Here is a 22,090-nt window from a genome sequence, read left to right on the forward strand (position 1 = left end):
CATGATAGGTGACCTTTCATGCTTACGGCAACGTCTCCTCCTGGCACAAACCAAACCATCAGCTACTTTAAGCATAATCAATATAAAGAAAGTATGAATCTGGTCACGGTAAACACAACGGTATACAACTCAAATACAGCCACTACGTCGAATTACTGACGCCGCCTGAACCTCTACCCACCCAGGCTTCACCCTCCCCCACAGCCAAGGTATAGTGTTGCGCACTACGACACTCATGGAGCTGAGACATGGCCACCATTCTGGTCGACGGCGTGGATAAGACCGCGCAGATCCGCGACTGGACGCTTTTCTGGTCAGACCGGGAAGCCTGCGTCAAACTGACCTGTCACTTTCCCTCCGGGAAAACGTTCTCCCGTCCGCTCAGCGAATGCCGGGTAACGCCGGCTGCGCAGGCTGAGGGAAATTTGCTTATCAGACGGGGCCAGCCGAACGCGCAGCAGATCTCCAGCGCGCAGCGCGTTGGCGACAAATATCTGCTGGTTAACTTTAAGCCGGACGAACGGCCCTGGATCTATAAGTGCGAGGATGTCGAGCTGCGCACTGAGTCGGCTCTGAAGGAGAGTGACGTATTCGGCTATCTGCGCAGCATTGCTCAGGAGCGGGTCAGCCAGGCAGCTCCGGGCAAAAAAAACATCGCTGAAAATACGCTTCGCCAGTTAGACAACATTATTGCCCATCCGGATACGGTCCTCGACGCGTACTGCCGGGGAGAAAATGCTTCCCGCGCTGCGCCTGCTCGCCTTATCTACCCCTTCGGCCTTAATGAAAGCCAGATGCGGGCCGTAGAGAGCGCCTTCAGCAAGCAGATTTCCGTTATTGAAGGGCCGCCCGGTACCGGAAAAACGCAGACTATCCTCAATATTGTCGCCAATATCCTGCTGCAAAACAGCAGCGTGGCTATCGTCTCCAATAACAATACCGCCGTGGAAAATGTCTATGAGAAGCTTGCCCGCGCCGGACTCAATTATGCTGTTGCGAAGCTTGGCAGCGCCGAGAACCGGGAGCATTTTTTCGCCGAACTTCCCGCCCGGCCCGAAATAGCGCACGTCGCGGCAGCAGAAACAGAGGATGACCTGGCGCAACTTAAAAAGCATCTCGGGGCCCAGAATGCCGCCGCGCGCCTGCGGGCGCTGATTGATGAATTAAGCATTGAGCATAAGTATCTGCAGCAGTGGGCCGAGCGCGAAAAGCCGGGACCGCTGCCCGATGCCGGGCGCTACGCCTCGGGAAAAGAGAAAATAGCCGAACTCATGGCACGCATTCGGCAGATGCGTGAGGAGAAACTGCGCTGGCGAAACAGGCTGGCGCTGCTGCTGAGGTTTGGCATTATCAATACCGCCCCGTTTAATAGCGCAGAAAAAAGAACGCGTCTGTTTTTCGCCCTTCAGCTGCACTATTACAACGTGCGCCTGCAGGATGCCCGCCGCGAGCTGGCCGAACAGGAGCAGATACTGCAGGCCAATAACGTCAGTGAGCTGCTGCAGCGCGTGACGTCTGAGTCGATGAACGTGCTTCACCAGCATCTGGCACAATCCATTGGCGCTGATTCAGACTTTACTCACGACAACTACCGCCGCCGCTTCTCCGACTTTATCCGGCGCTATCCGGTGATTGGCAGCAGCACGCACTCTATCGTTAACTCGCTGGCCCCGAATACGCTGCTCGATTACGTCATCATCGATGAGGCTTCCCAGCAGGATATTATCCCCGGCATTCTGGCTCTGGCCTGCGCCCGAAATATCATTGTCGTCGGGGACCGCAAGCAGTTGCCCCACGTCCCGGAACCCACGGACGTCCTCCCCCCAGCGCGCCATTACGACTGCACCACGCAAAGCCTGCTGGACTCGCTGTTCAGCCTCTACGGCGAAGCGCTGCCGGTAACGCTGCTCAAGGAGCACTACCGCTGCCATCCCAAAATTATCCACTTCTGCAATAAACAGTTTTATGACAATCAGCTGGTGGTCATGACCCGGGATGGCGGCGAAGAGGCGCTTTCGCTGGTGGTCACCGCCAAAGGTAACCATGCGCGGCGCTACAGTAACCTGCGAGAGCTTGAATCATTCCTCGCCGTAGAGGATGCCAGCGGGGCCAGCCGCGGCTTTATCGCGCCGTACAATGCGCAGATATCGCTCTCCGAGCGGGTTCTTCCCGCCGATTTCGTTAATCTGACGGTGCATAAGTTTCAGGGCCGGGAGTGTGAAGAGATCGTATTCTCCACGGTCATTGATAAAAAAGCCGACGCCAGAGCGCTCGACTTTGTCGACGATCCCCACTTGATCAACGTTGCCGTATCGCGGGCGCAAAAACAGTTTACGCTGCTCACCGGCGACGGGGTATTTAGCGGTAATAACAAACATGTCGCCGCCCTGGTCCGCTACATGACCTACTACGCCAGTACGACTCAGGTGCATCACAGTCCGGTTATCAGCGCCTTCGATCTTCTCTATGAGGAGTACGACCGCCGTCTCGAAAGCCTGCGCGCCAGGCTCGATCCCGCAGACTCCCGCCACCGCTCGGAGCAAATCGCCATGCGCTTAATCAGAGATGTGCTTAGCCAAACGGCCTATGCCGGGGTCGTTGTACACCAGCAGATCCTGTTAAGACAGCTGGTAACCGATGTCGATAACCGCTTCGACACGCGGCAGCGGGAATTAATGGCCCAGGGCAGCAGCTGCGATTTTGTATTCTATTTCCGCGTAGGCAAGCAGCCGTTCGCGGTTATTGAAGTTGACGGTGGTTCCCACGACGCCCCGGAACAGCAGGAGCGTGATGCGCGTAAAGATGAGATTCTGGCCGCCTGCGCTCTTCCCCTGCTCAGGCTGCGGACTATCGACAGCAGAATCGAGGAAAAGATCGGCGCATTCCTGCTGAAGAGCATGCAAAGCAGTTTGGTTACTGCAGGGGAGGTATGAGGGACATTCCGTGAAATCACCACGCTGTCTGAAGTTGATCCTACCCACGTATTATTGCACTCATACTGCCTTGCGGGCCATGTGGCCCTTAGCAGGGCCTGACAATCTGCTCTTAAACTACCAGAAAATCGAAATCCCCATCCGACCGATGAGAAACAGTAAGAGTAGTAGAAAAAAAATCCTGATAAATCCACTACCGTATCTCAAGGCTAAGAAAACTCCTGTCATAGCCCCCGCAACATTGCAAATACCAACAATACATCCAGTTATCCATAATACGTTCCCCGACGGCACAAAAAACAGTAATGCGGCAGTAAAGGTTCCAAGATTAATTAACTTGGCTGAAGCCGATGCATTCAAAAAGTCAAAACCAAAGCATTTAACAAAAGCAAATAGCAAAAGACTTCCGCTACCCGCACCGAATATGCCATCATAGAAGCCGATAAAAGCGCCCAGCACGACACCCAAAAGAACTTCTTTTCGACCTATTCTGATATCGGCATGAATCCTCCCGAGGTCTTTTTTCATAAACGTGTATACTGCCATAACAATAAGAACTACAAAAACCAGATACTCCATAACTGCCCTTGGCACCAGAGATACGGCATATGCACCAGTAAATGAAAAAACAAATGCGGCCATCATTGTTGGAATAATAAGCTTCCATACAATATTTACCCGCCGAAGATAGCCTGATATAGAAACTGAATTACCTAGCAGCACTGCCAATTTGTTGGTGCCAAAAACAGTCGCCAGACTGTATCCGGGTAACGCATGGATCAGAGCCGGAATTTGAACAAGCCCGCCACCGCCAACTGCGGCATCAATAAGACCACCGCAGAAAGCAAAGCTCCCCAGTGCAAAAAGAGAAAAATCAATACTCATGGCTTATTACAGACCTCTCATAAGCAATAAACATCATTTTAAAACCGAAACACCTATCGGCTTAAGATATAATTAACTTCCTTATAAGAGAAAACTGCAACACATTTCAAAAAATCTATTACAGCTTTCCAGAAGAAAAAAATGATTAACACACAACCCAATCATTTAAAATAAAATCTTTTAACACACTGATAAAGTTCTGCTTTTGAGACTATTGCATGGCGAAAAACATAATAACTGAACTTACATTACAAATTATAATAAAACCCATCAAACTTTGGACATTACAGTATCTTAGTGAGTCAGTACGCTTTGTAATGCAGAAAAAGCGATGCCAACTCTTCGGTTATAATCGAGCATAATATTTTTAAGTCGCTCTATGTCGAATGATAGTTCAGCTATACGACCAAAAGCCTGTACTGCGGCCAGCGCATGCAAACCATGCCTGCTTTCAACCTCACCGGCATGACCCATGACGTAGCCTTTAGCGTTACGCAAAGTTTTAGCATCCTCGTCAAGTAACGGATTAAAGGATAATAGTTTCCTCTCTATAAACTGGGCAATAAAATTGTATTCGCGTCCGTTCCAAAGCTCAGAAGCAACAGATACCATTATAGCATCCATAATCGACTGCAAGTGTTCAGTTGAACTCATTGCAGACCTATATTTTGCAATGCCTATGTTATAGAGAAAATCAGAAAATTCATTACATGCATTAATTTTATATTGTTCATCAACACACGCGGAAGCCCCGAACGCACCTGTCATATATTGATACATTCCATCATGCCCTTTTTGCCCAAGACCAAAGTCATCTTTTGTAACTTCATGCATATGAGCCAGCACCTTATGATAGATATCATGTTTTTCACGTGAAAGATGAAGACTATCAGCGGACAGGCGCATAATTATTTTCCCGGATACCAAACTCGTTGTTTTATGCGTTTCATTCCAGCCATTGAAGAAACTGAGGACTCCAAAATCAACTTTCTCTTTGTTCAAAAAAGCAAAAAAGGCCCCTTCTGTATATGCCTGAGCCTCTTGTGTTATCTCGTGATAAAGAACCTCATACATCATATCCTGAATATCTTTAACATGATCAATATGGGCTGGAATGGCTGCTCTGCGAACATCTCCTGCTAACCAACGGCTCGGGATTTTCAACATTGAGATATGTTTAGGCAAACCATAGATGAATTCCTCTCCCAGCTCCAGCATAGAGGAGTTTTTTTTCGATATGCCATCATAGTATTGCAATGATAATGAAGTCATAAGTTCACTTCTGTTATCCACAGGCTTAAAGTATTTAAATGCTCCTGATATTCATTGGTAAGTGGATGAATATGAACTACTTTCTAGTTCCATCACGTTATTTTACAAAGTGATTTCTAACTCCACTTTATTCAGGTGATTCTAGGATGATTGATTGATACACTTCAACTGACTTATAGTGAGTTAATTATTCACTTTTAATGAGGTATGTAGGGATGGATTTATCTCAGCTGAGAATGTTTAAAACAGTCGCCGAACAGGGCAGCATCGCCAGAGCATCTGAAATACTGCACTGCGTTCCCTCAAATATTACAAACAGAATCAAGCTTCTGGAAGCGGAGATGGGTGTTTCTCTTTTCATCCGCAAAGGTCGCGGACTTATCATCACGCCTTCGGGGAAAATACTGCTGGAATACGCCAGCAAAATTCTGTCTTACTGCCAGGAGGCCCGCAGAGCGCTCGAACCCTCGTCAGAACCTGCGGGGATATTGCGGATCGGGGCCATTGAATCTGCTGCAACGGGACGGCTACCAATGGTTCTCTCAAAATTCCACCAGAACTATCCCGCAGTCCGGGTAGAGTTCTCTACCGGAACCTGGCAACAGTTAGTCATTGATGTTGCCGATCATAAACTTGATGGCGCTGTCATTGCGACAAAGAATGACCACCCCAATATCACTTATGTGAATGTTCATAAAGAATCACTGGTATTGATTGCATCTCCTTATGCGGGAAAGATATCGTCCCCTCAGGACCTGAAAGGCAAAAGCATTTATATGTGGCCTCATGGATGCCCTTATCGACAGGCTCTGGAGCATTGGATGAATCAGCATCAGGTCACGTTCGATATCATCGACATTGCAAGTTACGGAACGATCCTTGGGTGCGTTAGTTGTGGATCGGGTGTTTCGCTGGTACCTGCTGGCTTTTTTGAGCAGTTCAAAGGAGCGAGTAATATCAGCGGATACACATTTAGCGAATTACTCCCCGTGCAAAATTACTTTATAAGAAATAGTATAATAGAATCTCATTACGCGCGTAATGCGTTTGAAACGCTGTTACGTGCTGAATTAAATGAAGCCAGACACTCTTATCATTGTATTTAATATAGTGCCTGGCCCGATCCTGACCGAGAACAGTAGGCACACAACTAAGTGAATAAATTTGCAGCCGGAAGTGATTCACATGACTAAACCAGCAACGATAAGTAAGAAATCACGTCAACGGCATTCGCCTCAATCTCGCAGCGCCCCGGTGCTTGCATAACGCTTCGGCATCACCACTGCCGCCGGAGAACTCCGTCTTTCAGGCTCATCGCATACTCATGGTGCCTGTCAGTCAGAGCGTTAGTTCAAGAGAAAATGCGTTAAACCATATACAATTCAGAAAATCAGAAATGATAGACAACCTGTACAATTACCGTTTCCTCACCTGTTAAGGCATCTATATAGATAGATTCCTTAGGATCGTTTTTGCGCCAACACGTCGTATCAAAGTCACACTTATACCGCCTGTATCCAACGCCGGACAGATAGCCTTCTATTTTACCTGTATCCAGTGAGCCATAGAACTTGACCGAGTGAACATGCGCTGCCGGCCCGGTTATGTTTGCGAAATCAAAGGAATACCTGGGAGTTATCCTCGGTATTTTTTTTAGCACGTCAGGAGTATAAAAATTATACTCACGCTTATCTGACTCGGTGTAATGAGCGCTCCCGGCGAACTCCATTTTAATCCAGGACCAGGCGTAGATAACAGTTACAAAAAGAACGATTACTACACCTCCGAGTAGCATAAGTGACTTACGCATAGGGCAACCTACCCCCTTTAGCCGTATCGATAAATGAACCCTCTTTGCTGGCAATACCCACTATGCCTGAACGAAAATCACTCCAGGGTCTTATGGTCGTCATAAAATTCGGTAGATGACTTTTTCGGGGTCTGGCATGTGGAAATTTCTCAGGATCGGGAAATAATATAGGTGAAAATGATGCATTTTTCCATGAGCCCAGTTTTCCGTAAAAGTCCCATCTTTTAAGCGCCTCCTGTTTGCTGACTGGGCGAAGAAGTTCAAATGGATTGGAGATGCTTACCACGCGGTAAAAACCTAGCAGATCTGATACCAAATCCTCCCCGCTAAAGCCACTGTCAGTCACCAGATTAATGGGAAAAGACGCCTGTAATCCTTCAAACTTCAGCGCGAGCGACATCATCATCGCCAGAGCAATGCTTCTGCGTTCGTTGTATGAACGGCCGCGCTTGATACGCCATTTAATAAATTTCCCCATTTTCAAGGTCCTGGTTGGGTCGACCATCGATTGAGAATAAGTCACATCATAACGACCAGAGCCTGACGATTCTCCAGCATCAATATCCATCAGTAGCTTTCTTATGTCGGTACCCTGAGCATGTCCGAGATCAATCCATCCAAGGACCTCAGTATAAATAAGCCCGTACTTAACGTGTGAATTTCTGCCATCAATAATATCATCTCTTGTACTCATCCTGAGGCCTTTTCCATTTGATTAATTTAATAAAAACTAATCTTTTCCTTACTAACTGTAAATATCCTTAATCAGACATACTGGTATTACAATAGAGAATTGAGTAGATTTAATACTTGCTCGTCATCGTTGGGTGGTTAGAAATCATCTATATCATGGCAGGGGGTTGGGGCTATCCGGGCGGCCCGGTAGTGACCGGCGAAACGCAGGGTAAGGAACCAACATGCGTAAATTAATCGTTTTTATATTCATCATCCTGTCATGCACCTTATCTTATCGACTTACCGGAAAGCATAACGTTTCCATCATTGATGCCCATTATGACAGCAGCACCGCGCAAATCATTGTCAATAAACTCCCGTTAACCAAGGCAGAAAAAATCGACTGGTGGCAGAAAAACCAGCGCAGCGTGCTGGAAAAATATAATATCCCCACCGGCGACAAATCTCCCTTTCTGATTGCCATCTACGCCTTCGGCAACGGTTATCGGGTCGAGGGTAAGGAAGACAGGCTTTGCTTCTCCGATATTGAGCCGCCAAAGAACTGCATCGACAAAAATATCCTGATGACGATCTGGCGCACCCGCGACGGCGGCGTGAAATATCAATTTTAGATACCAGTGCCCATCATTTCCCCCACCTTTCCGAAACATCTGAATTTTCCCTGTTTCCCTCTTTATGCCAATCGTCGCCCCGGCGCGTGTCCTACGTTTATTCTCTGCATTACGTTTTGTTAACACACCACGCCGTATCGCGACGCCGCGGTGCCGCCGCCAGGGACGGGATCAACGAGGCAAGCGCCCCGCTTCTCCCCCACCGCATACGGTGAAAAACATCTACGGAGAAAATCATGTCAAAAACCGTTGCAGAGATTGTCGTTGATACGCTGGTCGACGCCGGAGCCCGGCGCTGCTGGGGCATTGTCGGGGATACCATCAACCACTTTACCGACGCCGTTCGCCAGTCGGACCTGCGCTGGATCCACGTTCGCCACGAGGAGGCGGGCGCGATGGCCGCCGGCGGCGAGGCCTACATGACCGGCGAGCTGGCGGTGTGCGCCGGCACCTGCGGGCCGGGGAGCCTGCACTTCGTCAACGGTATCTTCGAATCCCACCGCAACGGCGCGCCAGTGGTGCTGATCGCCTCCGATGTGGCGCGCACCGAGGTCGGGCTGCGCTTTCCCCAGGAGGTGGATCAGCGCAAGGTCTACGAGCAGACCAGCGTGTTCTGCGAATACATCAGCCATCCGGACCAGGCCCGGCGGATCGTCGCCCTCGCCGCCCAGGCGGCGATCAATAAGCGCGGCGTGGCGGTGGTTATCGTTAACGGCGATATGTTTACCGAAAAATCAGACGACAAGCTTCACTGGGCCGTACACCGCCCGTCGCCGGTGATGCGCCCCTGCGATGCGGAGCTGGCCGAACTGGCGAAGGTGCTCAACGAGGCCGGGACGGTGACGATATACGCCGGGATCGGCGCGCGCCGCGCCCACGACGAGGTGGTGAAGCTGGCCGAAACCCTGCAGGCGCCGGTGGTGCATACCACCCGCGCCAAGGAGTTTATCGAGCCGGATAACCCCTACAACGTCGGGATGACCGGCATAATCGGCAACCGCGCCGGCATGGAGGCCATTGACGCCGCCGACATTATGCTCTGCCTCGGCACCGACTTCGCCTGGACGCAGTTCTACCCCGAGGGCAAACGGGTGGTGCAGATCGACCGCGACCCCGCCCATCTCGGCCGCCGGGCGCCCGTTGCCCTCGGGCTGGCCGGCGACGTCGGCGATACCATCGCGGCGCTGCTCCCCGCCCTGACGCCGCGCCAGGACCGCGGCCATCTGGATAAGGCGCTCAAAATGTGGGAGGAGGACAAAGAGGGCTACGCAAAATCCGGCGAAGGCCGCGATCCGGCGCTGATCCATCCCCAGACCGTCACCCAGATGCTCGACCGCCTGGCCGCCCCGGACGCGCTGTTTACCGCCGACGGCGGCTCGCCGATGGTATGGCTTCTGCGCCACCTGACCGCCAACGGCCAGCGCCGCTTCCTCACCAGCCTCCTGCACGGCACCATGGCCAACGCCTATCCGCAAGCGATGGGGCTGGCGGCGGCCTATCCGCAGCGCCAGACGATTGCCCTGTGCGGCGACGGCGGGATGACCATGCTGATGGGCGATCTGCTGACCCTGGTGCAGGAAAAGCTGCCGGTGAAGCTGCTGATTTTCAACAACGGCAGCCTCGGCTTCGTCGAGATGGAGCAGCGGGTCGAGGGGCTGCTTGATGCCTTTACCGGGCTGAAAAATCCCGACTTCGCGCAGCTGGCGTCCGTCTGCGGGCTGGCGAGCTGGAAGGTGGAGAGCGCCGACGATCTGGAAGCGGCGATGACCAGCTGGCTGGCCGCCGACGGCCCGGCGCTGCTCGACGTGAAGGTGAACCGGGTAGAGCTGGTGATGCCGCCGAAGATCACGGCGGGCGAAGTCGCCTCGACGGCGCTGTTCGGCCTTAAGGCGGTGATGAACGGCCGCGGCAGCGAGGTGGTCTCGCTACTGCGGGACAACTTCCTCAAGTAGCATCGCCTTTAAAAAAAAAGCGGCCCCGGCAAACTTGCCGGGGCCGCTTTTTACTTTCTGAGGGTTACTCCGCGCTCGCCCTCTCCAGCGCCGCAAACTCCTCCGCGCTCAGGGTCAGCGCCGCCGCCTTCGCAAAACTCTCCACCTGGGCCACGCTGGTAGCGCTGGCGATCGGCGCGGTGACGCCCCGGCGGCCGATAAGCCACGCCAGGGCTACCTCAGCCGGTGTCGCCTGCTGCTGGTCGGCCACCGCGCGCAGGGCATCGACGATGCGCTCCCCGCGCGGAGTCAGGTATTTGGCAATGCCCTCGCCGCGCTTGCTCTGGGCCAGGTCGTCTTTGGTGCGGTACTTGCCGGCGAGGAAGCCGGAGGCAAGGCTGTAGTAGGTGACAACGCCGATATTATTCTCCACGCACAGGTCGCAGAGCGGGCCTTCGAAACTCCAGCGGTCGTAGAGGTTGTACTCCGGCTGCAGCACCTGATAGGCGGGCAGGCCGCGCTGTTTCGCCGCCGCCAGCGAATCGGCGAGCTGGGCGGCATCCAGGTTCGAGGCGCCGATGGCGCGGATTTTACCGGCCTTGAGCAGCGTCTGGTAGGCTTCCAGCGTCTCTTCGTACGGGGTTTCAGGATCCGGCCAGTGGGAGAAATAGAGATCGATATAGTCGGTGTTCAGGCGGCGCAGAGAGTCCTCCACCGCCCGTTCGATCCACTTCTTCGACAGGCCCTTGTGGCCGGGCACGCCGAGGTCGGCGCCGACTTTGGTGAACAGCTTAAAGTCGTCGCGGCGGCCCGGGTTGGCCTTCAGCCAGTTGCCGATAATGGTTTCCGATTCGCCGCCCTTATTGCCCGGCGCCCACAGGGAGTAAACGTCGGCAGTGTCGATGGCGTCAAAGCCGCTGTCGAGGAAAGCGTCAATCACGCTGAAGCTGGTTTTCTCGTCGATGGTCCAGCCGAAGACGTTGCCGCCGAAGACCAGCGGGGCGATGGAAAAGCCGGTGCTGCCAAGAGGACGTTTATTCATGCGTTTTTCTCCTGTTGAATGATTCTGTTAGCGATAGCGCGCGAGTTCGTCGGCGGGAACGCCCGCCTCCAGCGCGGCATTGAGAATTTCGTTCCAGCTGCTGCGGTCGATGGCAATACCGTTCCGCTCCCGGTGGCGGCGGTTGCTCTCTTCCCACTCGCCGGGAACCTGAATGGCGGCATCGCCGCTCTGCGGGGAGGCTTTTACCCACTCGACGAAGGCTTCGGCTTCGGCCTGCATCTGCGGCGCATCGAAGGCCTGCGGGTCGAGGATGATGGTGGTCATGCAGTTGAAGATAGCATCGTGGCTGGTCTGCAGCGTTTCCGTATATGTGGTCCGACCGCCGGAGAGCGCGCCGCCGAGAATTTCGCACATCGCCGCCAGGGCGTAGCCCTTGTGCAGGCCGAAGGGCAATAGCGAACCGTAGGGCGCTTCGTGCATCACCGCCGGATCGTTAGTCGCCTGCCCGGCGGCGTCAATCAGGGCGTTATCCTGCACCGGCACGCCCTTATGCCAGGCCACGCGGGTTTTGCCGAAGGCGATGGCGCTGGTGGCGAAATCCAGCAGCAGCGGCGCCCGGCCGGGGCGCGGGAAGATGGCGCAGAACGGGTTGGTACCGAAGCGGCGGTCGCTGCCGCCGAAGGGGGCGACCATCGGATCGCCGGTGACGTTGACGAAGTGAAACGAGACCAGCCCGGCGCGGGCGCAGGCTTCGGCCCAGAAGCCGATGCGCCCGATATGGTGCGAATTATGCAGCCCCACCGCCGCCAGCCCGAGCCGCTGCGCGCGTTCGATACCGGCGTCAATCGCCTCGCGGGCCGCCACCTGACCGAAGGCCTTCTGGCCGTCGAAGGTGAGCACCGCCCCGGCGTCTTTGGTCAGCCGGGCGTGCTGGTTTATCTGCAGATGGCCGCCGGCGATAGAGCGGATATAGGTGGGGATCATGCCGACGCCGTGGGAGTCGTGGCCGGCCAGGTTGGCCGAGACCAGGTGGTCGGCAATCAGGCGGGCCTCCGCCTCGGCGCTGCCCGCGCAGCGCCAGAGGCGGACGACAAACTCATGTAACTCACCGGCGGGAAGGATACGTTCGTGACTCTCTGAACTCATTGCGCTTTTCTCCTGTGATTTACCCCATCCTGCGAGCATTCGGGATAAATAACAAGCCGCGCGCCGGACAGATTACTCGCGCCAGCCCATCGCCGGGGCCACGTGCTTAAGAATCGACTCGATAACGTGGACGTTATACTCGACGCCGAGCTGGTTCGGCACGGTCAGCAGCAGCGTATCCGCCTCGGCGATGGCCTCGTCCTGCTTAAGCTGTGCAATCAGTTTGTCCGGCTCCGCCGCGTAGCTGCGCCCGAAGATCGCCCGGGTCTGCGGCTCGATATTGCCCACCTGATCCGTGGAGTCGCCGCTGCCGCCGAAGTAGTAGCGGTCGCGGTCGTTCATCAGGGCGAAGATGCTGCGGCTCACCGACACGCGCGGCGTGAAGCTGTGCCCCGCCTCGGCCCAGGCGGCGCGGTAGGCGCGGATCTGCTTCGCCTGCTGGACGTGGAACGGCTCGCCGGTTTCGTCGCTCTTCAGGGTCGAACTTTGCAGGTTCATGCCGAGCTTTGCCGCCCACACGGCGGTGGCATCGGAGATAGCGCCCCACCAGATGCGCTCGCGCAGGCCCGCGGAGTAAGGCTCTACGCGCAGCAGCCCCGGCGGATTAGGGAACATCGGCTGCGGGTTCGGCGTGGCGAAGCCCTCGCCGCGCAGCACCTCCAGCAGCGCCACGGTATTTCTGCGCGCCATTTCAGTGTCGTTCTCGCCTGCCTGCGGCTCGATGCCGAAGTAGCGCCAGCCGTCGATCACCTGCTCCGGGGAGCCGCGGCTGATCCCCAGCTGCAGACGGCCGCCGGCGATGAGGTCCGCAGCGCCTGCGGTCTCCGCCATGTAGAGCGGGTTTTCATAGCGCATATCGATGACGCCGGTGCCTATCTCAATCCTGCTGGTTTTGGCGCCGATGGCCGCCAGCAGCGGAAACGGCGAAGCCAGCTGGCGGGCAAAGTGGTGCACGCGGAAATAGGCGCCGTCCGCGCCCAGCTCTTCGGCGGCGACCGCCAGGTCGATAGACTGCAGCAGCGCGTCGGCCGCCGAGCGGGTGCCCGATTGCTGCGAAGGGGTCCAGTGGCCGAAGGAGAGAAAACCAATCTTTTTCATAGAAAATCTTCCTGTGCTGAAAACAGTGGACAGGCGTCACCTGCCGCGCGTGATTACCACCATACAGCTTTATGAATGAGAATAAATATCATTTATTTAACGCAATGCTTCAAATTTCCTGAACCTCTGCCGCACCTTTCGTCGGGGTAAACGCCTTCCCTTTTGCAATTGTTATATTATAACATAATGCAAAAGTGAGGAATCTATGAACCCTACCCGAGAAGTCATTATTGTTGGCGCTGGCCCCGCCGGCGTGGGCGCTGCCGCCATGCTGCGGCGCAGCGCCGTGCAGGATCTGCTGGTGGTCGATAGCCACGAGGTCGGCGCCTCTTTCCGCCGCTGGCCCGCCGAAACGCGCTTTATTACGCCGTCGTTTTTCTCCAATCCTTTCGGGCAGATTGACCTCAATGCCGTGACGCCGGACAGCTCGCCGGCGCTGTTCAGCGGCGAGGAGCATCCCGGCGGCGAGCGCTACGCCGGCTACCTGCGCGCGGTGCTGGAGGAGTACCGCATCCCGGTGCTGGCCCCGGCGAAGATCGTTAAGGTGGCGCTGCTGGCCTCCGGCAACTACCTGCTGACCACCGACAGCGGCCAGCGGCTGGAGACAAAAGCCCTGGTGTGGGCCACCGGTGAATTTCAGTTTCCGGACCGGGAGGGCTTTCCCGGCGCCAGTCTCTGCCGCCACTATGCCGACATCGGCAGCTGGCGGGAGCTGGAGCTGGATGCCCACGTGGTGATCGGCGGCTACGAAAGCGCCGTCGATGCGGCGGTCAATCTGCTGGAGGGGGGCGCCGCGGTGAAAATGCTCACCCGCTCGGCGCCCTGGTCAACCAATCACATCAGCGATCCGAGCATTTCGCTGTCGCCGTACAGCCGCGAGCGGCTGGCGAAGGCGATGAACAATCCCCGCCTCGAGGTGTACGAGGATGCCGATGTCTGCGGCGTCAGCCGCCTTAAAGCGCCGGAAGTGGGCTATCTGGTGCGCGCCCGGGACGGCCGGGCGTGGCGCGCGGACCACCCGCCGGTGCTGGCCACCGGCTTTCGCTGCGGCGGCGGCGCGACGCAGATCGCGCCGTTCTTCGCGTGGAGCGAGGACGGCTATCCGCGGCTGACGCCGGAGGACGGCTCGACGCTGTTCCCCGGCCTCTACCTGGTGGGCCCGCACGTCCGCCAGGCGCAGAACATCTACTGCTTTATCTACAAATTCCGCCAGCGCTTTCCGCTGGTGGCGGCGGCGATATCGCGCCACCTCGGCCTGCCGGTTGAGGGGCTGCTGGCGCCCTGGGCCGACGTGCCGGACGCGGTATGCTGCCCCGACGTCGGCTGCGACTGCTGAGGTATCGCGATGTCCTCTTTTGTACTGATGGGCATGGAGAGCGCCGGAAAATCGACGCTGTTCAATCTGCTGACCGCCAGCGGCGCCAGCGACGAGCGCAACTTTCGCGGCTCGACGGTGGTCTGCCGCGAGGGCCGGATTGCCGATATCAACGCCGGACTGGTGGACACGCCCGGCATCCGGGTGCGCAGCGACAGCGAAACCACCCGCCTGGCGCTGGCGGCGCTCGACGGGCGCGACGGCATCGTGATGATCCTGCGCGCCACCCACGCCGGCGAGGAGTGGGAGGCGCTGCGCGACCTGCTCCCCGCGCGGCCGGGGCGGCTGCTGGTGCTGCTGACCTTCGCCGACAAGGTGAAGGCCGGGCTGGAGTCGGCGATAGACAGGATTGCCGCCGCCTCCGGCGCGGCGGTGCTGGCGGTCAACGCCCGCGAGGCGGACGGCGGCGTGCGCGGGGAGATCCTCTCTCTGCTCGGCCAGCCCGCTTCACCGCCGCGCGCCCGGCAGGCGATCCCGGTGGTCAATATTGTGGCCGACGCCCCGCCGCTGACCCTGTTCGAGCGGCCTTACCTCGGCAGGCCCGCCGCCGTCGCCTGCCTGTTTTTGCTGTTCGCCATTCCGGTATGGCTCGCCTGGCTGCTTTCCGACCTGCTGCAGCCGGTGGCCGATGCGCTGATCATCGGCCCGCTCGCCGCGCTGACGGCCCGCTTCCCGCCGCTGCTGCAGAACCTGCTCACCGGCAGCTACGGCCTGTTCAGCCTCGGGATCTATTCGTTTATCTGGGCCTTTCCGGTGGTGCTGCTGGTGGGCGTCTCAATTGCCGCCACCGAAGAGAGCGGGCTGAAGGCGCGGATCACCGCCGCACTCGATCCGTGGCTGCGGCGGGTGGGCCTCAGCGGCCAGGATCTGATCCCGGCGCTGAGCGGCTTCGGCTGCAACGCGGTGGCGGTGTTCCAGAGCCGCGCCTGTTCGCGCTGCTCGCGGAAAGCCTGCGTCAGCATGATTAGCTTCGGCTCCGCCTGCAGCTACCAGACCGGGGCGACGCTCTCCTTGTTCAACTCGGCCCACCAGCCGTGGCTGTTCGCCCCCTGGCTGCTGCTGTTGTTTATCACCGGCGCGCTGCACACCCGCCTGTGGCACCGGGCGCTGTCGGCGGACGAAAGCGCGCGGGTGGCGGAGCTGACCTGGCTGCAGCGGCCGCGCTGGCGCAGCATCGGCCGGCTGTTGAGAAATACCCTGCGCCAGTTTCTGCGGCAGGCGATGCCGCTGTTTCTGCTGATCTGCCTCGTCGCCGGGGCGCTGGACTACGCGGGCGCCACACGCTGGCTGAGCGGAGCCGCCGCCCCGCTGCTCGGCGCCGTTCACCTGCCGCCGGACCTGATGCCGGGGATTATTTTCTCTCTGCTGCGCAAGGACGGCATGATGGTGCTCAATCAGGACGGCGGCCGGGCGCTGCAGGCGCTCTCGACCCTGCAGCTCCTGCTGCTGGTGTGGATTGCCTCAACGCTGATGGCCTGTCTGGTCACCGTGTACACCGTCGCCCGCGAAATCGGCTGGCGCTTTGCCCTCTCTCTGGTTGCCAGACAGGCCCTGAGTTCGCTCTCGGCGGCGCTGGCCGTCACCCTCCTTTTTCACCACGGAGCCGGATTATGATCCCGAAGACCTACCCGCAGTGGTTCGACTGCATCACCCGCGAGTGCGGCATTACGCTGACCGGGGACTTTATTCGCGAGCGCCTGAGCGTGCTGGAAAATGACGCCCATCAGGAAACGCGCCGCTTTATTGCCTGCTACGGCCGGCCGCACCTGCGGAATATTATTCAGTGGTATCGGCGGGCCGCGGCGGAAATAAGCGCCGGGCAGCGCGCCTGATATTTACCGGCCCCGCGGCGGGGAGATAGATAGCGCTGACCGGGTAATAGAGACAATTTATTATTAAAATGATAATGCGATGTTATAATTTCATTAAATTATTCTACGAGGCCCTCTGACGGAGGGCCTGCGCTTTTTTGCGCGGCGGCCGCCTGCCGATCATTCACCGCCCCGCAAAACCTCCGGGTAATAAAGCGCCTTTACCTATTGAAGTAAGACCGCAGGTCAGGAGCACGAATGAAAAATACGAGACGATCCGTTCCCGGCATCCGCTACTACGGCGGCCCGGCCGGCGGCTGGGGCGCGCTGAAGGCCACCGCTATCGCGGTGCGCACCCAGATGGATACCTTCGAAGCCCCGGCGACGCTGCTGCGCACCAATCAGCCGGACGGCTTTGACTGCCCCGGCTGCGCGTGGCCGGATAAAGAGCACAAGTCCACCTTCCAGTTCTGCGAAAACGGCGCCAAGGCCGTCACCTGGGAAGCGACCACCAAACGCGTCACGCCCGCGTTTTTAGCCAACAATACGGTCACCTCCCTGCTGGAAAAAAGCGACTTTGAGCTGGAGGGCTACGGCCGCCTGACCACGCCGCTGGCCTATCATCGGGAGAGCGATACCCTGCGCCCGGTCACCTGGGAGGCGGCCTTCGCCCGCATCGGCGAAGTGCTGCGCGATCTGGCGCCGGATTCGGTAGAGTTCTACACCTCCGGGCGCGCCTCCAACGAGGCCGCCTACCTGTTCCAGCTGTTTGCCCGCGAGTTCGGCACCAACAACTTTCCCGACTGCTCCAACATGTGCCACGAGGCGACCAGCGTCGGCCTGCCGCGCTCCATCGGCATCGGCAAGGGCACCGTTTCGCTGGACGACTTCGAGAAAACCGAGCTGGTGATCTCCATCGGCCACAACCCCGGCACCAACCACCCGCGGATGATGGGCACCCTGCACGAGCTCTCCCGCCGCGGCGTGCCGATTATCGTCTTCAATCCGCTCAAGGAGCGGGCGCTGGAGCGCTTCGCCGATCCGCAGAACGTGGTTGAGATGGCCACCTACCGCTCGACGGATATCGCCTCGACCTACTTCCAGGTCAGGGCGGGCGGCGACGCCGCCGCCCTCAAGGGCATTGCGAAGCATCTGCTGGCGCTGGAGGCGGAGCGCGGCGGCGTGCTCGACCGTGACTTTATGACTGAACACACTCAGGGCTTCGACGCCTTTGCCGCCGATATCGCCGCCACGTCCTGGCAGGATATCGAGCGCGAGTCGGGCCTCACCCGCGAGCAGCTGCTGAGCGTCGCCGAAGCCTACGCCAAATCAAACGCCACCATCATTACCTACGGCATGGGCATCACCCAGCACAATAAAGGTACCCGCAACGTGCGCCTGATTGCCGACCTGCTGCTGATGCGCGGCAATATCGGCAAGCCTGGCGCCGGGATCTGCCCGCTGCGCGGCCACTCCAACGTGCAGGGCAACCGCACCGTCGGCATCACCGAGAAGCCCGGCGCGCCGTTCCTCAAGCGCCTTGAGGAGGTGTTCGGCTTCACGCCGCCGGCAAAACACGGCCACGACGCGGTGCAGGCCACCCAGGCGATGATCGCCGGAACGGCGAAGGCGCTGATCTGCCTCGGCGGCAACTTCGCCGTCGCCATGCCCGACCACCGCCGCGGCTTCCCGGCGATGCGCGCCCTCGAGCTCGGGGTCCACGTCGGCACCAAGCTCAACCGCACCCACCTGCTGGTGAGCAAAGAGACCTTTATCTTCCCCTGCCTCGGGCGCACCGAGCTGGATGAGCAGCGCACCGGCAGGCAGTCGGTGACGGTAGAGGATTCGATGTCGATGGTCCACGCCTCGTCGGGCAAGCTCAAGCCCGCATCAAAAGAGCTGCGCTCGGAGCCGGCCATCGTCGCCGGGATGGCGCTGGCGACGATACCCGACAGTAAAGTGGACTGGCAGACGCTGGTGGACGACTACGATCTGATCCGCGAGCTTATCGAGCAGACCATTCCCGGCTTTGAGGACTATAACGCGCGCATCCGGGTGCCGGGCGGCTTTCGCATGCCGCTGCCGCCGACGGAGCGGGTGTGGCCTACCGCCAGCGGCAAGGCGATGTTCTCGGTGTTCGAGGGCGTGGATGAAAACGCCCCCGGCGTCGGGGAGAATCCCCTGCGGCTGGTGACCCTGCGCAGCCACGACCAGTACAACACCACCATCTACGCGCTGGACGACCGCTATCGCGGCGTATTCGGCCGCCGGGACGTGCTGTTTATGAATAAAGGCGACATGGCGCAGCTGGGGCTGGAGCACGGCGACCGGGTGGATCTCCACACCGCCCTGCCCGGCAGCGATCTGCGCCTCGACGATATTACGGTCGTGGAGTACGACATTTCGGCGGGCACGGTGGGCGCCTATTACCCGGAGGCCAACGTGCTGGTGCCGCTGGACTATACCGACAAAGAGAGCGGCACGCCCTCTTACAAGTCGGTGCCGGTTGGCATTACCCTGCGCTCGAAGGAGATCCGCCCGCTGTAATCATCCGCGTTACAAAGGCGCTACATCCGTGCAATAATGCGCCCCCGCGCGCATTATTGCCCTCTTTCGACGGCCCGTTACCGGGATCACCATGGATATCAAGCAGCTTAAGTATTTAATCGCCCTCGACCAGACCCGCCACTTTGGCCGGGCCGCGGCGCAGTGCAACATCACCCAGCCGACGCTGTCGATGCGCATCCGCAGCCTGGAGGAGGAGCTTGGCCTGGTGCTGATCGCCCGCGGCCAGCGCTTTGAGGGCTTCACCCCGGAAGGGGAGCGCATTCTCGCCTGGGCCCACTCGCTGATGGCGGCCCACAGCGGCCTGCAGGCGGAGGCGGCGCTGTGCCGGGGCCAGGTGGTGGGCGAGCTGCGCCTGGGGATGGTGCCGCTGGCGAGCGTCGATCCGACGCGGCTGATTCAGCACCTCTCCGGCCACTACCCTGAACTCAAGTACAGCCTCTTCGCGCTGTCCTCGGAACAGATCCTCGACGGCATCAGCAGCAACCGGCTCGATCTCGGCATCGGCTATCTCAACACTCTCGACAGCGACGTTTTTGACGCCATTCCCCTGCCCCGCACCCGCATGGGCCTGCTGCACGATACCCGCCACTTCACCCTCGGGCGCGACGCGCTGAGCTGGGCGGCGCTGGCGGACTATCCGCTGGGCTTTCTCAGTAAAGGGATGCACTACCGGGAGTCGATGGACGTGCGCTTTAAGGCCGCCGGCGTTTCGCCGAACCGGGTGCTGGAGAGCGACTCGGCGTTCCAGATCCTCCAGGCGGTGCAGAACGGCATCTGCTGCGCGGTGATGCCGCTCAACAACGGCCTGGAGGCGCTGAATGACCATTTCGCCATCGTCCCCATCGAGGGCGCGGAGATGAGCGCCGAAACCGGGCTGATTATTCGCAAGCAGGCGCCGGTCTCGTCCCTCGCGCTGCGCTGCTTTGCCGACGCGAAGGCGTTCTACGCCGCCGGCGGCTAATCGGCGTTGCTGGCGGTAAGCATTCCGCTGCCGCCGCTGAGCTGCACCGGCATTCCGGAGCGGCGCTGCATTTCTGCCGCCGCCCGGCTGTCGCCGTCGGTAAAGGTGCGCAGCGCGGCGGTCATCGGCAGCGGCACCTTGCGGTCCGACTCAAACTCCGCCCGGTTGCGCGACAGCGGCTCGTGCACCTCCAGCCAGCGCGAACCGTCCGGCTCGGCGGTGTACTTCACCGGCTGGTCGATAATCTGCACCCTTGTGCCGACCGGCACATTGTCGAACAGGTACTTGATATCGGCATCGCGCAGGCGAATGCAGCCCTGGCTCACCCGCAGGCCAATGCCGAAGTTGGCGTTGGTGCCGTGGATGGCGTACAGCCGCCCGATGTAGATGGCGTACAGCCCCATCGGATTATCCGGCCCGGCGGGCACGAACGCCGGCAGGGTTTTGCCCTCTTTAGCGTATTCGCGGCGGGTGTTGGCGGTCGGCGTCCAGGTGGGGCCGTCCTGCTTGCGCTGGACGCTGGTCACCCAGTTGCGCGGGGTTTCTCGTCCCGCCTGGCCGATGCCGATAGGCAGCACCTCAACGGTCGCACCGCCCGGCGGATAGTAGTAGAGGCGCATCTCCGCCACGTTGACTACCACGCCCTGCCGGGGGGTGTCGGGGAGGATCAGCTGCTGGGGAATGGTCAGGGTGGAGCCGCCGCGGGGCAGATAGACGTCAACGCCCGGGTTGGCCTCCAGCATATTGCTGAGACCCTGCCCGTACTGCGCGGCAAACTCCTCGAGGGGTTTTTTATTATCAACGGGCACGGTAATGTGCTGTACGCTGCCGACCAGGCGACTCCCTTCCGGCGGCAGCGGGTAGCTGACGGCGTGCGCGTTAACGCTTACCAGCGCAGCAAAAAGTGAACAGAACAGCTTGACATGACGCATCACTTTCCTTCCTTTGTCGCAACCATGGTGGATTAACTATAGCGGTTCGACAGAAAAGAAGGCGAATAATCCCGCGCGCTTTGGGGTGGAATTCAGATCTGAAAGTCGATAGCCACCTCTTCCGGCTCCATCACCTGGCGCTTGATCTCCTCCACCGACAGCCCGGCGTTGCACAGCTCGATAAAGCGCCAGACGTAGTTGCGCTGCAGCTGGCCGCGCTTGAGGCCCAGCCAGACGGTGCTGGCGTCAAACAGATGGTGGGTGTCGAGCCGGGTCAGCCTGCCCGCTTCCTGGGCATCTCCCGACTGCTCGGCCACCAGGCCAATGCCCAGCCCCAGCTCGACGTAGGTTTTAATCACATCGGAGTCCTGGGCGCTCAGCACCACATCCGGCTCCAGCCCCTTGCGGCTGAAGGCCTCGTCGATGCGCGAGCGGCCGGTAATGCCCTGGCGGTAGGTAATGAGCGGCCATTTGGCGATGGCCTCCAGCGTCAGCGGCGCGGCGCGGGTCAGCGGATGCCCCTCCGGCACCAGCAGGCTGTGGTGCCAGCGGAACCAGGGGAACGCCGCCAGGGTCGGATCGTTGCTCAGCCGCTCGCTGGCGATACCGATATCGGCGCCGCCGTTGTGGAGCAGCGCCTCTATCTCCTGCGGCGTCCCCTGGATAAGCTCCAGGCGCACGTCCCTGAACAGCTCGCGGAAGGCCTTGATCACCGGCGGCAGGCTGTAGCGCGCCTGGGTGTGGGTGGTGGCGATGGTAAGGACGCCGCTGGCGTCGTTGGTAAACAGATCGGCGAGGCGGCGCACGTTGCCCGCTTCGTTGAGGATGCGCTCGGCAATCACCAGCAGCGCCTTGCCGGGCTCGGTCATGCCGAGCAGGCGCTTGCCGCGGCGGATGAAGATCTCGATCCCGAGCTCCTCCTCCAGCTCGCGGATATGGCGGCTTACGCCCGACTGCGAGGTGTACAGCATATTAGCGACTTCGGTCAGGTTGTAATCCTGCCGCGCCGCCTCGCGAATAATTTTAAGCTGCTGGAAATTCACCTTTCCCTCCAGAGA

The 22,090-nt window shown here is 58.7% G+C and carries 18 protein-coding genes; 9 read left to right on the forward strand and 9 right to left on the reverse strand.

Annotated elements, in window-relative coordinates:
* Positions 1-248 precede the first annotated feature (248 nt).
* Complete coding sequence (locus ENGE1_RS19370) at positions 249-2,933, forward strand: AAA domain-containing protein (protein WP_048252842.1); 2,685 nt, start codon at positions 249-251, stop codon at positions 2,931-2,933.
* A gap of 117 nt (positions 2,934-3,050) precedes the next feature.
* Here the strand turns inward: ENGE1_RS19370 and ENGE1_RS19375 are convergent, their stop codons facing one another.
* Positions 3,051-3,818 carry a sulfite exporter TauE/SafE family protein gene (locus ENGE1_RS19375; RefSeq protein ID WP_043083131.1) on the reverse strand — a complete coding sequence of 256 codons (768 nt, stop codon included), beginning with the start codon at positions 3,816-3,818 and terminating at the stop codon, positions 3,051-3,053.
* A gap of 294 nt (positions 3,819-4,112) precedes the next feature.
* On the reverse strand, positions 4,113-5,090 hold the full coding sequence (locus ENGE1_RS19380) for a hypothetical protein (RefSeq protein WP_048252969.1): 978 nt from the start codon (positions 5,088-5,090) through the stop codon (positions 4,113-4,115).
* A gap of 215 nt (positions 5,091-5,305) precedes the next feature.
* Between ENGE1_RS19380 and ENGE1_RS19385 the strand changes: the two genes are divergently transcribed.
* On the forward strand, positions 5,306-6,196 hold the full coding sequence (locus tag ENGE1_RS19385; protein WP_048252841.1) for a LysR family transcriptional regulator: 891 nt from the start codon (positions 5,306-5,308) through the stop codon (positions 6,194-6,196).
* Between the two features lie 284 nt (positions 6,197-6,480).
* Here ENGE1_RS19385 and ENGE1_RS19390 read toward each other — a convergent pair whose 3' ends face one another.
* Complete coding sequence (locus ENGE1_RS19390) at positions 6,481-6,900, reverse strand: hypothetical protein (RefSeq protein ID WP_043083129.1); 420 nt, start codon at positions 6,898-6,900, stop codon at positions 6,481-6,483.
* Complete coding sequence (locus ENGE1_RS19395) at positions 6,893-7,594, reverse strand: hypothetical protein (RefSeq protein ID WP_043083127.1); 702 nt, start codon at positions 7,592-7,594, stop codon at positions 6,893-6,895. Before ENGE1_RS19395 ends, ENGE1_RS19390 begins: the two co-directional genes overlap by 8 nt.
* Before the next feature lie 223 nt (positions 7,595-7,817).
* Here ENGE1_RS19395 and ENGE1_RS19400 point away from each other — a divergent pair, with 223 nt between their 5' ends.
* Both ENGE1_RS19400 and ENGE1_RS19405 read left to right on the forward strand, forming a co-directional pair.
* Positions 7,818-8,207 (forward strand): DUF943 family protein, encoded by a 390-nt coding sequence (locus ENGE1_RS19400; protein WP_043083126.1) that lies wholly within the window; start codon positions 7,818-7,820, stop codon positions 8,205-8,207.
* Positions 8,208-8,443: 236 nt separating this feature from the next.
* Positions 8,444-10,159 (forward strand): thiamine pyrophosphate-dependent enzyme, encoded by a 1,716-nt coding sequence (locus ENGE1_RS19405; protein ID WP_048273040.1) that lies wholly within the window; start codon positions 8,444-8,446, stop codon positions 10,157-10,159.
* Positions 10,160-10,223: 64 nt separating this feature from the next.
* Here the strand turns inward: ENGE1_RS19405 and ENGE1_RS19410 are convergent, their stop codons facing one another.
* The 3 genes from ENGE1_RS19410 to ENGE1_RS19420 all read right to left on the reverse strand — a co-directional run bounded on the left by ENGE1_RS19410 (position 10,224) and on the right by ENGE1_RS19420 (position 13,385).
* On the reverse strand, positions 10,224-11,180 hold the full coding sequence (locus tag ENGE1_RS19410) for an aldo/keto reductase (protein ID WP_048252839.1): 957 nt from the start codon (positions 11,178-11,180) through the stop codon (positions 10,224-10,226).
* Between the two features lie 27 nt (positions 11,181-11,207).
* Complete coding sequence (locus tag ENGE1_RS19415) at positions 11,208-12,287, reverse strand: malate/lactate/ureidoglycolate dehydrogenase (RefSeq protein WP_043083122.1); 1,080 nt, start codon at positions 12,285-12,287, stop codon at positions 11,208-11,210.
* Positions 12,288-12,359: 72 nt separating this feature from the next.
* Positions 12,360-13,385: an LLM class flavin-dependent oxidoreductase gene (locus ENGE1_RS19420; RefSeq protein WP_048252838.1), complete on the reverse strand. Its 1,026-nt coding sequence runs from the start codon at positions 13,383-13,385 to the stop codon at positions 12,360-12,362.
* 205 nt (positions 13,386-13,590) lie between these two features.
* Here ENGE1_RS19420 and ENGE1_RS19425 point away from each other — a divergent pair, with 205 nt between their 5' ends.
* From ENGE1_RS19425 to ENGE1_RS19445, 5 genes are all read left to right on the forward strand, one after another.
* Positions 13,591-14,721 carry an NAD(P)/FAD-dependent oxidoreductase gene (locus ENGE1_RS19425; protein WP_072065260.1) on the forward strand — a complete coding sequence of 377 codons (1,131 nt, stop codon included), beginning with the start codon at positions 13,591-13,593 and terminating at the stop codon, positions 14,719-14,721.
* Positions 14,722-14,730: 9 nt separating this feature from the next.
* Positions 14,731-16,374 carry a nucleoside recognition domain-containing protein gene (locus ENGE1_RS19430; protein WP_048273041.1) on the forward strand — a complete coding sequence of 548 codons (1,644 nt, stop codon included), beginning with the start codon at positions 14,731-14,733 and terminating at the stop codon, positions 16,372-16,374.
* Positions 16,371-16,592 carry a hypothetical protein gene (locus ENGE1_RS19435; RefSeq protein WP_048252836.1) on the forward strand — a complete coding sequence of 74 codons (222 nt, stop codon included), beginning with the start codon at positions 16,371-16,373 and terminating at the stop codon, positions 16,590-16,592. The genes ENGE1_RS19430 and ENGE1_RS19435 overlap by 4 nt, the downstream gene beginning before the upstream one ends.
* A 237-nt stretch (positions 16,593-16,829) precedes the next feature.
* Complete coding sequence (locus ENGE1_RS19440; RefSeq protein WP_048252835.1) at positions 16,830-19,118, forward strand: FdhF/YdeP family oxidoreductase; 2,289 nt, start codon at positions 16,830-16,832, stop codon at positions 19,116-19,118.
* Between the two features lie 91 nt (positions 19,119-19,209).
* On the forward strand, positions 19,210-20,100 hold the full coding sequence (locus tag ENGE1_RS19445) for a LysR family transcriptional regulator (RefSeq protein ID WP_043083115.1): 891 nt from the start codon (positions 19,210-19,212) through the stop codon (positions 20,098-20,100).
* Here the strand turns inward: ENGE1_RS19445 and ldtA are convergent.
* Entirely contained in the window at positions 20,097-21,032 is a 936-nt protein-coding gene (ldtA, locus tag ENGE1_RS19450; protein WP_045287913.1) for a L,D-transpeptidase, read from the reverse strand. The genes ENGE1_RS19445 and ldtA overlap by 4 nt on opposite strands.
* Positions 21,033-21,124: 92 nt before the next feature.
* Positions 21,125-22,075: an HTH-type transcriptional regulator Cbl gene (cbl, locus tag ENGE1_RS19455; RefSeq protein WP_043083111.1), complete on the reverse strand. Its 951-nt coding sequence runs from the start codon at positions 22,073-22,075 to the stop codon at positions 21,125-21,127.
* Between the last annotated feature and the right edge of the window lie 15 nt (positions 22,076-22,090).

Origin of the sequence: Pluralibacter gergoviae ATCC 33028 = NBRC 105706, assembly GCF_001598855.1 — a bacterium.
In the GTDB taxonomy this organism is placed as follows: domain Bacteria; phylum Pseudomonadota; class Gammaproteobacteria; order Enterobacterales; family Enterobacteriaceae; genus Pluralibacter; species Pluralibacter gergoviae.

Bases quoted from the DNA above. Each gene is read 5' to 3' on its own strand.
- ENGE1_RS19440 (WP_048252835.1), top strand. From the start codon at position 16,830: ATGAAAAATACGAGACGATCCGTTCCCGGCATCCGCTACTACGGCGGC.
- ENGE1_RS19445 (WP_043083115.1), top strand. From the start codon at position 19,210: ATGGATATCAAGCAGCTTAAGTATTTAATCGCCCTCGACCAGACCCGC.
- ENGE1_RS19375 (WP_043083131.1), bottom strand. From the start codon at position 3,818: ATGAGTATTGATTTTTCTCTTTTTGCACTGGGGAGCTTTGCTTTCTGC.
- ENGE1_RS19390 (WP_043083129.1), bottom strand. From the start codon at position 6,900: ATGCGTAAGTCACTTATGCTACTCGGAGGTGTAGTAATCGTTCTTTTT.
- ENGE1_RS19425 (WP_072065260.1), top strand. From the start codon at position 13,591: ATGAACCCTACCCGAGAAGTCATTATTGTTGGCGCTGGCCCCGCCGGC.
- ENGE1_RS19410 (WP_048252839.1), bottom strand. From the start codon at position 11,180: ATGAATAAACGTCCTCTTGGCAGCACCGGCTTTTCCATCGCCCCGCTG.
- ENGE1_RS19400 (WP_043083126.1), top strand. From the start codon at position 7,818: ATGCGTAAATTAATCGTTTTTATATTCATCATCCTGTCATGCACCTTA.
- ldtA (WP_045287913.1), bottom strand. From the start codon at position 21,032: ATGCGTCATGTCAAGCTGTTCTGTTCACTTTTTGCTGCGCTGGTAAGC.
- ENGE1_RS19420 (WP_048252838.1), bottom strand. From the start codon at position 13,385: ATGAAAAAGATTGGTTTTCTCTCCTTCGGCCACTGGACCCCTTCGCAG.
- ENGE1_RS19380 (WP_048252969.1), bottom strand. From the start codon at position 5,090: ATGACTTCATTATCATTGCAATACTATGATGGCATATCGAAAAAAAAC.
- ENGE1_RS19430 (WP_048273041.1), top strand. From the start codon at position 14,731: ATGTCCTCTTTTGTACTGATGGGCATGGAGAGCGCCGGAAAATCGACG.
- ENGE1_RS19405 (WP_048273040.1), top strand. From the start codon at position 8,444: ATGTCAAAAACCGTTGCAGAGATTGTCGTTGATACGCTGGTCGACGCC.
- ENGE1_RS19415 (WP_043083122.1), bottom strand. From the start codon at position 12,287: ATGAGTTCAGAGAGTCACGAACGTATCCTTCCCGCCGGTGAGTTACAT.
- ENGE1_RS19370 (WP_048252842.1), top strand. From the start codon at position 249: ATGGCCACCATTCTGGTCGACGGCGTGGATAAGACCGCGCAGATCCGC.
- ENGE1_RS19395 (WP_043083127.1), bottom strand. From the start codon at position 7,594: ATGAGTACAAGAGATGATATTATTGATGGCAGAAATTCACACGTTAAG.
- ENGE1_RS19435 (WP_048252836.1), top strand. From the start codon at position 16,371: ATGATCCCGAAGACCTACCCGCAGTGGTTCGACTGCATCACCCGCGAG.
- ENGE1_RS19385 (WP_048252841.1), top strand. From the start codon at position 5,306: ATGGATTTATCTCAGCTGAGAATGTTTAAAACAGTCGCCGAACAGGGC.